Here is a 258-nt window from a genome sequence, read left to right on the forward strand (position 1 = left end):
CTAGCCATACGTAAAAATATTTACCTGGTGCGTTTGGAATTTCAAAACCAAAATAAGGAGCATCACGGCTTATGTCCCACTGCTGCAAACCATCGGCAAACCACTCATCTAGCTTGTTCGCCATTTCTTGTTGGATTGTGCCTGAGTGTAGCCATTCTTTAAGCATGCCTTCAAAGGCGGGTAAGTCAAAAAAGTAATGTTCAGAATCTTTTAAAATAGGCTCAGCACCCGACATGACAGAGCGTGGGTTGATTAGCT

The 258-nt window shown here is 43.0% G+C and carries 1 protein-coding gene; it reads right to left on the bottom strand.

What is annotated here, in order from left to right; all coding sequences use genetic code 11:
- On the bottom strand, nucleotides 1–258 hold a 258-nt coding region (locus tag SB765_RS31170; RefSeq protein ID WP_410932698.1), incomplete at both ends, for a class I tRNA ligase family protein.

It is taken from the genome of Pseudomonas sp. SIMBA_067 (genome assembly GCF_046534675.1).
In the GTDB taxonomy this organism is placed as follows: domain Bacteria; phylum Pseudomonadota; class Gammaproteobacteria; order Pseudomonadales; family Pseudomonadaceae; genus Aquipseudomonas; species Aquipseudomonas putida.